This is a genomic window from Marinobacter sp. Arc7-DN-1 (assembly GCF_003441595.1).
GTDB classification, from domain to species: Bacteria; Pseudomonadota; Gammaproteobacteria; order Pseudomonadales; family Oleiphilaceae; genus Marinobacter; species Marinobacter metalliresistant.
In genome coordinates this window covers 471,056-481,685 of sequence record NZ_CP031848.1, presented here as the reverse complement: position 1 = coordinate 481,685, position 10,630 = coordinate 471,056, and the positions used below count along the sequence as shown (strand labels likewise).

The window sequence follows — 10,630 nt, the reverse complement described above, 5'->3', positions numbered from 1 at the left end:
GAACCATGATCACTATGCCGTTTGATGCATTAGCCTGCCCACTGGACGGTTGCCCGCTCATCCCCAGCGAAAAGACCTGGCGGTGCGAGAATGGGCACAGCTTTGATGTTGCGAAGCAGGGCTATGTGCATCTGTTACCGGTTCAGAAGAAACGCACCCTGGACCCGGGTGACAGTAAGGAAATGGTCGCGGCCAGACAACGGTTCCTGAATGCCGGCTTCTACAAACAAATCGCCGACGCCGTGAGCGAACTCGCGCTGCAGTCGCTTCCGAGTGAGGGGACTGGCTCGGTGCTGGATGCCGGTTCCGGAGAAGGCTATTACCTGCGCCACCTGGCAGGCGTCGCTGGCGACAGAAGCCTTGCCATGATTGGCGTCGATATCTCGAAATGGGCGGTCCTGGCAGCGGCAAAACAGGATAAGCAGACCCGATGGGTGGTCGGCAGCAACGCAAACCTGCCGGTATTGCCGGAATCAGTGGATCTGGTGCTTTGCCTGTTCGGGTTTCCGGTTTACAGCGAATTTTTCAGGGTACTGAGGTCCGGAGGGCAATTGATACAGGTGGATGCCGGTGCGGACCACCTCCGGGAACTGCGCGAAATCATTTATCCCGAACTGAAACCGCCCGGAGACAATGAGACCCTTGCCCCGGAGGGTTTCCAGCAGCTGGATTCAACCGTGGTACGTTTCCCGCTGACCCTTCCAGAACGGGACAGCATTGCCGACCTTCTGGCCATGACCCCGCATCTTTACCGGGCCAGCTCAGAAGGCCTTGAAAAGGCAGCGGCACTTGAATCACTGGATGTGACGGTGGATGTCATACTGAAACGTTTCGAGAAGTTGTAACGACTGAAATCACTGACTATCTTCTGAACCCGGTGTCGTTCCACACTTGCGGGAGGCAAGACGTTTTTCGGCTTTCCCGATAATCAGGGTGTCCGCGAGAATGTGCAGCGCCTTGTTGGTGGTGCGCACGGTTCGATAAATCTGTTGGCTGGTCTCATCGTGGGTTTCCCGCGCCTTGCGCGCGGTCTGCCGGAAGTCTTCATCCCGTGAAAACAGATCGATCAGGCCAAATGTTGTATTAGAGATAGCCTTATGCAGTTTTTCGACCGCGCTGGCACCGTTTGAAACGGTATCCTCGAGGAGTCTGGCGCGATTCCGAACCTCAAGAAGGTCCATTCTGCTCTTCTGGATGGCGCTGTTTGCCGCCAGGCGATGGGAGTTGAGGATCCGGGCCTGCCGCCGGCAAAGCAGCAGTTGCCAATACGTGTAGCACAGCCCAGCGAAGGCCAGGAGAAGGAGAGCTGACACGATAACTATAGTGATCACAACAATGCGCTCCTATCGGTACTCGATCTGCATATCCACATCAATTTCACGCTCTGTCAGCTCTTCTTCAAGCTCTTTCATCACTTCCTGGTAAACCATTTTACGAACCATTACCGGAAGTTTGTCCGCAAGCACGCGGGCTGAGCGGGATTCCCGCTTGGCCAGGGCAATCGGATCCAGCACCCGCAGCGTAATAACCAGCTCCGGTTCCTGCGCTGACTCCACGATATTGTCATTCTCCATCATTCGGGCGATCACTTTACGCTGTTCCAGAACCTGCCAGCAGACAAAGCCGCTGAACAGGGCAAGCAGAATGCTCAGTACCGTAAGAAAGGTGATCAATTCGGACCTCCGGGAATCGTTCTGTTCACTGCCTGGCAGTGTGCCTGGGCAGTGTGCCTGATAGAGTGTGACAAACGATTGGCCGTGACGACGGATTTACCGGTGGGGCGGGGAAAATAGAACGGCGCTCAAACCTGCTAATATCGGTTAGGGTTGTGCAGTGAACTAGGCTAAATCAATGAGTTAAGGTCGACTATTCATGCTAACGGAGGATTGCTCATGGTTTGGTTCAAAGCGTTTGTAAGTGGTTTTCTCGCGACCCTGGTGTTCCATCAGGGCCTGCTCACGCTGTTCTGGCTTGGTAACGTAGTGCCCAAGGCACCTTTCAACCTGTCCCCGGTGCCACCGCTGGGTGTTCCGGCCGTTGTATCGCTGGCGTTCTTTGGCGGCCTATGGGGTATGGTGTTATGGCTCATTCTTGGCCGTCTGGCCGGGGTGAGGTTCTGGCTGGGTCATGTCATTGTAGGGGCAATTGGTCCCACGGCAGTCGCCATGCTGGTGGTTTTCCCCCTCAAAGGGCTTGATGTGTCCGCCCAGACCTGGGTGGGCGGGCTTCTTCTCAACGGCTTCTGGGGCCTGGGTGTTGCCGTGTTCATGCGCCTGATGGCTGCAAAAGCGCCATCGGGCCTCCGATGAATATTCAATCAACAGTCTCGACTAAGGAAGATCAATGACTAAATCCGCAGAAACGACCCATGATCTGGTGGTGTTTGGTGCCACCAGTTTTGTCGGCCAGATTCTTACCCGTTACCTGCTCGACACCTACGGAGTGGGTCAGTCGGTGAAATGGGCGATTGCCGGGCGCTCCGAGAGCAAACTGAATACCCTGAAATCCGAACTGGGTAACACCGCGAAAGATCTGCCGGTGATTCTGGCCGATGCCTCTGATGAGGCGGCGCTTCAGGCCATGTGCGAACAGACCCGTGTCATCATTTCCACCGTCGGCCCCTACGCTCTGTACGGTGAGCCGCTGGTGCAGACCTGCGTACGCACCGGGACCGATTACTGCGACCTGACCGGCGAAGTGCAGTGGATCCGTAAAATGGTGGAGCGCTACGAGGAGGAAGCCAGGTCCTCCGGCGCCCGCATTGTTCACTGTTGCGGTTTCGACTCCATTCCGTCCGATATGGGTGTCTGGTTCCTGCAGAACCAGGCAGAGCAGGTCTTTGGTGAGCCCTGTCGCGATGTCCGCATGCGGGTGAAGACGGCCAAAGGCGAGTTCTCCGGTGGCACTGTGGCCTCCATGATGAACGTGGCGAAGGAAGCAGCGGCGGATCCCAAGCTGCGGAAGGAACTGGCTAACCCATTCTCCATCTGCCCGCCGGAGCACCGCTCCGAAACCCGTCAGCCGAGTCTGAAGGGCGCGGAGTTCGACAAAACCTTTAACGCCTGGCTGGCGCCGTTTGTGATGGGAGCCATCAATACCCGGGTGGTGCATCGCTCGAACGCGCTGCAGGATGCCCGATACGGCAAGGAGTTCACCTACGACGAGGCAATGATGACCGGCCGCGGCACCAAGGGGCGACTGGCTGCCTACGCCATCATCGGTGGTCTGGCGGCGTTCTTTACCGCCTCTGCCATCAAGCCTACCCGCTGGCTGGTTGAGAAGTTCGTGCCTCAGCCCGGCGAAGGGCCAAGCCCGGAAGCCCAGAAATCCGGATTCTACGATCTGCGCTTTGTGGGCCGGACCGAGGATGGCAAGACCATCATCACCAAGGTGACCGGCGATCGGGACCCGGGTTACGGTTCCACCGGCAAGATGCTGGGCGAAGCGGGGATGTGCCTGGCTTTTGATATTCCGGCAGACCAGCCCGGCGGTTTCTGGACCCCGGCGTCATTGTTGGACGGCAAACTGATGGAACGTCTGACCAGCAAGGCTGGCCTGACCTTCGAGGTGGTTGAAACCCGCTAGCGGCTCAGGTAAATCACGCGGTCGGTGCCCGGAAGGGCATCCGGCCCGTGCGCCAGGCTGATTACCGTTTTCCCGTCCAGAAGACCATCCATCCGTTTCGCTATTCGAGCCCGGGTCTCAGCATCCAGGCCGGTAAACGGCTCATCCAGAACCACCAGCGGGGCAGGGTTCAGCAATACCCGCGCCAGCGCCACCCGCCGAGCCTCACCACCAGACAGCCGGCTGCCCGCGCTTCCCAGCCAGGTATCAAGCTGGTCCGGTTCCGAAGCGAACCGCTCCGCCAGCTCCACCTGCTCCAGAATGCTCCACAGGTCGGTATCGCTCGCCGCCGGGGAGCCCAGCAACAGATTTGCTCTCAGAGTATCCTCAAACAGCACGGTTTTCTGGGTCAGATAAACCCGTTCCTGGCACGCGAATGTGCCATGTGCTGGCAGCACCCCGGCGAAGGTGTCCGCCAGGGAAGACTTGCCACTACCGGAATGGCCAAGGATTCCAAGTCGCTCGCCGGCCTGAACCTCAAGCTCGAAATGTTTGAACAATGGCGCGTAACCCGCATGTTTTACTGTGATATTCTCTGCCAGAAGCGCGGTATCCGCCGGCAGATCCACAGCGCCGGAATGAACAGCCGGTTGACTTGCCCGGCAATCCCGGTTCAGGCGTGTAGCCGAGGCCACGGTCGCCCCCAGCTTGCCGAATGCATCCGGCAGCATGGTGTAGGCTTCTGCCAGTCCGAGCAGGGCAATCGGCAAAAGAACCAGCACCGGCCCGGATAATGTACCGGCCTGATACAGGGCAAAACCGGCCCAGAGCGCGAAAACGGCAGAAAGGTTGATCAACAGGTGAGCACCGGCCAGGTGCCAGCCAATCCGGGCGTCTGCCTTAGCCTGCTCTGAGGTTACCTGATGAGCCTGGCGCATCAACCCGGCCGCATGTTTTCCGGTTCTTCCGGCCGCGGTCAGCTCCGCAAAACCCTCGATGTGTTCAACCACGGCGGTTCGCAGGGCTTCCTGCCGGTCACTCTGCCCGGCTGAGAGGTGTCGGGTTCGCAGATAAACGCCGATGGTAGCGATCAGGAACGCCACCAGCAGTACCAGGCCCACCAGCATGGCTGTCTGTAAATCAAAGAGCACCGCTGCCAGCATCACGACCAGTACGGAAACCAGCGCAGCAAGTGCGGTTGGTGCGATCAGCCGAAGATACAGGGTGTCCAGGGAATCGACATCGCTGGTCAGTCTTGACAGCCATTGGGCCCCCGTCAGCTCACTCCTGTGGCTCCGGCTCGCGAGAGATAGTCCCCGGAACAGCGCCACCCGGATGTCGGTCAGCAAGCGCAACACCGTATCGTGGTTGTACACCCGCTCCAGATACCGGAACACCGTGCGGGACACCGCAAAGAGCCGGATGGCCCCGCCGGGCACATACAGATTGATGGTAGCGGCAACTCCGGCAGCCAGAAGAAGTCCCACCAGCGCCGTTTCTGTGATAAACCAGCCGGAAATCGCGAGCAGGGCAATGCCGGAGAGCAGGGTTGCCAGAATCAGGAACCCACCCATTACAAGCCGGCCAGGGCGTTTGCAGATCAGGTCCAGCCAGGGTTTCAGTTCACGCATCCCGAACCTCCCCGCCGGACACCAGCAGCACCCGGTTGGCCAGTGTAAGCAAGGCCTGGTGATGGGTGGAAAAAATCAGGGTTTTGCCAGCCACCGCCAATTTGTGCAGGGCCTCCAGCACAAACACTTCACTGTCGCAGTCCAGACCCGCCGTGGGCTCGTCCAGCAGGATCAGATCGTAATTGGCCAGGAAGATACGGGCCAGACTCAGGCGCCGCGCCTGCCCGCCAGAAAGGCCGTGACCGTCTTCGGACACTGTACTGTGAATTCCGTCTTTCCGACTGTCCAGCAGGGGGCCCAGGCCAACATTGCGCAGGGCAGCTGCAATGGCAATATCGGAGGCGTCCGGCGTGGTCAGCCGAAGGTTGTCCGCCCATGTGCCCTGAACCAGAAACCCTTTCTGTCCCAGCCAGCCAAACCGGAAACTGCCGGGAGTCTGGCCGAACAGCTGGATGGTACCGCTGTCCGGTGCCATAAAGCCGGCCAGCAGGTGCAACAGGGTGGATTTCCCGCCACCGGAGGGACCGGTAAGGGCAATAACGTCGCCCTGCCGGATCGTCAGCGACAGTTCCTTCAGAACCTGATGGTCAGCCCGGAACACCTTTGACACCGAATTCAGCTCAATCACATCGATTGCGGCGGCTGTGTCCGCCAGTTCAACCGACCGATGGCGATCCACCTTTCTGTTCAGGCGCTCAAGAATCTCCGCGCCGGCCCCCATAGCCGCGGCACGGTCATGGTAGTGCTGGGAGAGGGTCCTCAGCGGCTGAAAGAACTCCGGAGCCAGCAACAGGATCAGCAGCCCCGAGAATAACGTCAGCTCCCCCGAAGGCCCATAGGTGATGTAACCCAGCAGGCCAAACCCGATATAGATCGCGATTACCGCGATGGCAACCGAGGCAAAGAACTCCAGCACCGCCGACGACAGGAAGGCGATCCGCAAGGTTTTCATGGTGATACGCCGGTAATAGTCCGACCGCTTGCGAATAAGCTCGGCGGCACCGGTGGTCTGGCCAAACAGTTGAAGAGTTGTCAGCCCGCGAACCTTGTCCAGGAACTGCCCGGAGAGCCGGCTGATGGTCTCGAAATGCTGCTGGTTCAGCTTTTCCGCGCCCATCCCCACCAGGGCCATAAAAACCGGAATCAAAGGGGCCGAGAGCACAAGAAAGATCCCTGCCAGCCAATCCAGCCAGAACACCAGAGCCAGAACCAGCAAAGGCACAATCATCGAAAGGCTCATTTGCGGAAGGAAGCGGGCGAAGTAGCCGTGCAGGGCCTCAACATGGTCTATCCATTCCCGGGCGAGGGTGCCGGCTGAAGACTGGCCCAACCCGACCGGGCCAGTGGCTTGCCAGTGCTTGTGAATCTGCCGCCGGGCATCCCGGCGCACCTGCTCGCTGCAGCGGGCGGCAAGCCGGGTCTGAAAGCCCTGGCCAATAGCGCGAATGAGGATGGCCAGAATCAGGCCAAGAAAGAGGGGAGTCAGTTCCGCAACGGGAACGTTATCGGTCACACCCAGATGAATAATCCGGGCGAGAAGGAACATCTGGACAATGGTGGCCAGCCCGGCAACCGCACCCGCCGCAACCGTACCCCGGATCCAGAGACGGTTGCCACGGGCCAGTTGCCCAAGCCACTGCTTCACGGCTTGCTGGTTGGCGGCGGCTGTCTCTCCGCCCCCGTCAGCCCGTGGCTCAGCCACTTAGTGGTAGCCCTCGCGGCCGGAATACCCAGTCGGTCCAGGCGGTGTAGGCCGGCACCACCCTGCACCAGCCAGGTCTCGTTGCCATGGCACATAAATGATGATGCCGAAGCCGGTAATGAAGGCCCGGATAAGGGGCGGATCAGACAGTTCCATAATCAGCAACCTCCCTGACTGGCCGGGATCACCAGAGCGTGCATTACGATATCATAATCCGAAACGACCAGAAGACGATGGCAACCGGCACTTCATTCAGGCCAGGCCCTCGAGAACCGCAATGCAGGAAGTCAGGCCGATGGTAAACACTGGAAAAATGGCGTGAAATGACACCACGAACGCGAACTGGATTCGCGACAGGATGAGAGGATCAAGTACCATGGGAACCCTCCGGTAATGTTCACATCAAAATAAACGGGTCCAGCGAACCCGTTCAGCCGCTGCCTTGGCTCATTTTGTTATGTTGTTATTACCGGCAGATGGTTGTCATGCTACTAAACATGGCGACAAAGCCGATAGGGCAGATTGTCGCACCCCTTGATATAAAACAAGTAAGGGCAAGCCAATGAGCTTTTACGAGGACCGGATACTGCCACACATCATAGACTGCGCTTGTTCCATGGGCCAGGTGATGAAACTGCGCAGCCAGGTAGTACCCCACGCTAAGGGCCGGGTGCTGGAAGTGGGTATGGGCTCCGCCATCAACCTGGAATTCTATAACCCCGACCAGGTAGAGATGGTGTACGGCCTTGAGCCCTCAGACGGCATGCGCCGCAAGGCCCAAACCAATCTCGCCCGCTCTCCAGTCAAGGTAGAATGGCTGGACCTGCCCGGAGAGAAAATCCCACTGGAAGACCACTCCGTGGACACCGTTCTGCTCACCTTTACCCTGTGCACCATCCCGGACTGGCACACCGCGCTCCAGCAAATGAAGCGGGTGCTAAAGCCCGGCGGCGAACTCCTGTTCCTGGAGCACGGCGAATCACCCCACGACAGCACCCGAAAATGGCAACACCGCATCACCCCGGGCTGGAAGAAACTCGCTGGCGGCTGCCACCTGAACCGCCACATCGCCGACCTGATCCGGCACGCCGGCTTCGAAATCCTGGAGCTGGAAAACCTCTATATTCCCAAGGCGCCGAAGATCGCCGGCTACATCTACAAGGGCAGGGCCATCAAGCCTGCAGAGGCCTGATCAGCGGAGTAGAGAGCAAGGGCAGAATCCGAATTGCGTTACCCTACGCAGCCTTATACAATTCTGCCCCTCAAAACCTCCCTCCGAATGCCCGGATGGTGAAATTGGTAGACACAAGAGACTTAAAATCTCTCGGCCGCAAGGCTGTGCCGGTTCGATTCCGGCTCCGGGCACCATATTTTTATGGTTCGAGCGATTGATGCCTGCAAAGCGTCTTGCCGGGCCTCCGCTCCAAGATCATCATTGATGAACCCATGCGCGGCATACTGCCACTCCTGAATCTCGACTCGAAGACGGGCGAGAGCTACCATGAAATGGGCGGCGAAACCGTGCAGAAGTGCTGGCAATTGTCGCTGGCGCGCCGGACCCTCATTGAGTACGTGGCGTATCGCATTTGTAATGCAGGGTTGAAAGTGAGATCGGGGGAAACATGACATCGCCGGAGACAGCATCATCCCGGTGGGCGGCGACCGAAGGGCTTCCGTTCCCCCTGGGCCCGACCAGGATAGAAAAAGAGGGCGCCTGCAACTTCGCGCTTTACTCCAAACATGCGGAGAGCGTCACGTTGTTACTCTATACCGAGAGCGATGTGGTCAATCCGGTATTCGAATTCCGGTTGGATTTCCTCAAGAACAAAACGGGCCGGGTCTGGCATTGTCGTATCCCGTTTACGTCAATGAAGGACGCGGCCTACTACGCGTATCGTGTCGGGGGACCCAGACCGGATGGCCGCTTCGAGTGGCACACGTTCGATCACGACAAGATCCTGCTCGACCCCTATGCCAAGTCGGTGTTCTTTCCCCCGGCCTTCGACCGGCTCGCCGCCGTCCGGCCTGGCTCGAACGCCGGCAAGGCACCGCTGGGCGTGCTTGCCGGCGACAGCGAGGGCTTCGACTGGCAAGGCGACCATCGCCCCCGGCACGAGGCCGACACGGTCATTTACGAGCTGCACGTCGGAGGATTCACCAAAAACCCCAACTCCCGCGTCAGGGACGAGGCGCGCGGAACATATGCGGGCCTGGTCGAGAAGATCCCGTACCTGAAGGATCTGGGGGTCACCGTGGTGGAGTTGATGCCGGTGTTCCAGTACGACCCCGCCGACGGCAACTACTGGGGCTACATGCCGCTGAACTTTTTCTCCCCTCACCACGATTATCTCAGCAACCACACGGTCAAAGCGCAACACAACGAGCTGCGCGACATGATCAAGGCGCTGCACCAGGCGAATATCGAGGTGGTACTCGATGTGGTCTACAATCATACGGGCGAGGGCGATCACATGGGCCCGGTCTATAGCTACAAGGGGATCGACAACAGCACCTACTATCTGATGGCGGACCGGCCGGATGCACCCTACGAAAATTTTTCCGGTACCGGCAACACGCTCAATACGTCGAACCGCGCCGTCCGCAAGATGATCATGGACAGCGCCCGTCACTGGGCCCACGAGATGCATGTCGACGGCTTTCGCTTTGACCTCGCGTCCCTCTTTACCCGTAAAGCGGACGGCTCGGTCAACGCCAACGACGTGCCGCTGCTCAGCGACATGGCCTCCGACCCGGATCTGGCGCAGCTGCGCCTGATTGCCGAGCCCTGGGACGCCGCCGGAGTGTACCAGCTGGGCCGGGCGTTCCCGGGCATCATGGCCTGCCAGTGGAACGGCAGATACCGGGACGATCTCCGTCGCTTCGTCAAGGGCGATCCCGGCATGGTGCCAGCCCTGATGCGTCGTCTGTACGGCAGCGACGATCTGTTCCCCGATGACCGGATGAATGCCTATCATCCCCACCAGAGTGTCAACTACGTCGCCTCGCACGACGGCTTCACCCTTTACGACCTCGTGGCCTACAACCAGAAGCACAACTGGGCTAACGGCCACGACAACAGCGACGGCATGGCGGAAAACCACAGCTGGAACTGCGGCTGGGAAGGCAATGAGGACGTGCCGCCGGACGTCATGAAACTGCGCAAACAACAGATCAGGAATTTCTGCTGCCTGCTGTTGCTGTCGAACGGCACGCCCATGTTCCGTGCCGGGGATGAGTTCATGCACACCCAGGCCGGCAACAACAACCCTTACAATCAGGACAACGAAACGGCTTGGATCGATTGGCGCCGACTGGACGCCAACCCGGACATCTTCCGTTTTTTCAAGTTGATGATCGCGTTTCGCAAGGCGCATCCGTCGCTGGCGCGGAGCCGGTTCTGGCGCGAGGATATCCAGTGGTACGGGGTTGGCCGGGATCCCGACCTTGGCGGTGATTCCCGCAGCCTCGCCTTTGCCCTGTACGGCGGCTCGCAGCAGGATGACGACCTCTACGTGATGATCAACGCCTGGTGGGAGGAACTGACCTTTGAGATACAGGAGGGGGAAGCTAACACGTGGCGGCGCCTGATCGATACCAGCCTCGACAGCCCGTCCGACTTTCTCGAACCCGGCACCGAAAGCCCGTTGCCGTCGATGCATTATCGCGTTCCGGCCAGGACCGTGGTCGTGCTGGTTCGCGATCGGCCTGAATCCGCAAGCGCCGACCTTTGAAG

Annotated in this window: 9 protein-coding genes, 1 tRNA gene and 1 pseudogene; 6 read left to right on the top strand and 5 right to left on the bottom strand. The window is 59.2% G+C overall.

Annotated elements, in window-relative coordinates; genetic code table 11:
- Positions 1–5: 5 nt before the first annotated feature.
- Complete coding sequence (locus D0851_RS02280; RefSeq protein WP_117617163.1) at positions 6–845, top strand: putative RNA methyltransferase; 840 nt, start codon at positions 6–8, stop codon at positions 843–845.
- Between the two features lie 9 nt (positions 846–854).
- Here D0851_RS02280 and D0851_RS02275 read toward each other — a convergent pair whose 3' ends face one another.
- Together D0851_RS02275 and D0851_RS02270 are read right to left on the bottom strand one after the other, a co-directional pair.
- Positions 855–1,331 (bottom strand): hypothetical protein, encoded by a 477-nt coding sequence (locus D0851_RS02275; RefSeq protein ID WP_227539415.1) that lies wholly within the window; start codon positions 1,329–1,331, stop codon positions 855–857.
- 12 nt (positions 1,332–1,343) lie between these two features.
- Positions 1,344–1,673, bottom strand: a complete 330-nt coding sequence (locus D0851_RS02270; RefSeq protein ID WP_117617162.1) for a hypothetical protein — start codon at positions 1,671–1,673, stop codon at positions 1,344–1,346.
- A 219-nt stretch (positions 1,674–1,892) separates the two neighbouring features.
- Here D0851_RS02270 and D0851_RS02265 point away from each other — a divergent pair, with 219 nt between their 5' ends.
- Positions 1,893–2,309: a hypothetical protein gene (locus D0851_RS02265; RefSeq protein WP_117617161.1), complete on the top strand. Its 417-nt coding sequence runs from the start codon at positions 1,893–1,895 to the stop codon at positions 2,307–2,309.
- A gap of 34 nt (positions 2,310–2,343) precedes the next feature.
- Positions 2,344–3,585 (top strand): saccharopine dehydrogenase family protein, encoded by a 1,242-nt coding sequence (locus D0851_RS02260; RefSeq protein ID WP_117617160.1) that lies wholly within the window; start codon positions 2,344–2,346, stop codon positions 3,583–3,585.
- Here the strand turns inward: D0851_RS02260 and cydC are convergent.
- From cydC to D0851_RS02245, 3 genes and pseudogenes are all read right to left on the bottom strand, one after another.
- Positions 3,582–5,195 carry a thiol reductant ABC exporter subunit CydC gene (cydC, locus tag D0851_RS02255; protein WP_117617159.1) on the bottom strand — a complete coding sequence of 538 codons (1,614 nt, stop codon included), beginning with the start codon at positions 5,193–5,195 and terminating at the stop codon, positions 3,582–3,584. The two genes, D0851_RS02260 and cydC, sit on opposite strands and share 4 nt — an antisense overlap.
- A complete protein-coding gene (gene cydD, locus D0851_RS02250; RefSeq protein WP_117617158.1) occupies positions 5,188–6,897 on the bottom strand; it encodes a thiol reductant ABC exporter subunit CydD in 1,710 nt (569 codons plus the stop codon). Before cydD ends, cydC begins: the two co-directional genes overlap by 8 nt.
- A gap of 255 nt (positions 6,898–7,152) precedes the next feature.
- A pseudogene (locus D0851_RS02245) lies at positions 7,153–7,275 on the bottom strand (cytochrome ubiquinol oxidase subunit I); the annotation flags it as partial.
- A gap of 184 nt (positions 7,276–7,459) precedes the next feature.
- Between D0851_RS02245 and D0851_RS02240 the strand changes: the two are divergent.
- The 3 genes from D0851_RS02240 to D0851_RS02225 all read left to right on the top strand — a co-directional run bounded on the left by D0851_RS02240 (position 7,460) and on the right by D0851_RS02225 (position 10,628).
- Complete coding sequence (locus D0851_RS02240) at positions 7,460–8,089, top strand: class I SAM-dependent methyltransferase (RefSeq protein WP_117617157.1); 630 nt, start codon at positions 7,460–7,462, stop codon at positions 8,087–8,089.
- An 89-nt stretch (positions 8,090–8,178) separates the two neighbouring features.
- A tRNA-Leu gene (locus D0851_RS02235) sits at positions 8,179–8,265 on the top strand.
- Between the two features lie 254 nt (positions 8,266–8,519).
- The gene (locus tag D0851_RS02225; RefSeq protein ID WP_117617155.1) at positions 8,520–10,628 is read left to right on the top strand and encodes a glycogen debranching protein; all 2,109 of its coding nucleotides are present in this window, start codon (positions 8,520–8,522) and stop codon (positions 10,626–10,628) included.
- Positions 10,629–10,630 lie beyond the last annotated feature (2 nt).

Bases quoted from the DNA above. Each gene is read 5' to 3' on its own strand.
- D0851_RS02280 (WP_117617163.1), top strand. From the start codon at position 6: ATGATCACTATGCCGTTTGATGCATTAGCCTGCCCACTGGACGGTTGC.
- D0851_RS02240 (WP_117617157.1), top strand. From the start codon at position 7,460: ATGAGCTTTTACGAGGACCGGATACTGCCACACATCATAGACTGCGCT.
- cydC (WP_117617159.1), bottom strand. From the start codon at position 5,195: ATGCGTGAACTGAAACCCTGGCTGGACCTGATCTGCAAACGCCCTGGC.
- D0851_RS02225 (WP_117617155.1), top strand. From the start codon at position 8,520: ATGACATCGCCGGAGACAGCATCATCCCGGTGGGCGGCGACCGAAGGG.
- D0851_RS02265 (WP_117617161.1), top strand. From the start codon at position 1,893: ATGGTTTGGTTCAAAGCGTTTGTAAGTGGTTTTCTCGCGACCCTGGTG.
- D0851_RS02260 (WP_117617160.1), top strand. From the start codon at position 2,344: ATGACTAAATCCGCAGAAACGACCCATGATCTGGTGGTGTTTGGTGCC.